General features: G+C 70.1%; 1 pseudogene. It reads right to left on the reverse strand.

Features of this window, described 5'->3' with window-relative positions:
- Positions 1-231 (reverse strand): annotated as a pseudogene (gene tppB, locus R2R70_RS23530) (dipeptide/tripeptide permease); the annotation flags it as partial.

Here is a 231-nt window from a genome sequence, read left to right on the forward strand (position 1 = left end):
TCGACTTGAACAGCCCGTTGCCGACCACGATCACGCCCAGCGACGCGAACATGTGGTGCAGGCTGTCGTTGGGCAGCGCGAGCATCAGATAGCCGATGGCGAGCACGACCGCGCCCGCGACCATCGTGCGGCGCGCGCCGAGCACCTGGTCGCCGATCCAGCCGCCGATGGCCGGCGCGGCGTAGACGAGCGCCGTGAAGGCGCCCCAGGTGAGATTGGCCTGGCTGTCGG

Origin of the sequence: Cobetia sp. SIMBA_158 (assembly GCF_046566945.1) — a bacterium.
Lineage (GTDB): Bacteria > Pseudomonadota > Gammaproteobacteria > Pseudomonadales > Halomonadaceae > Cobetia > Cobetia amphilecti.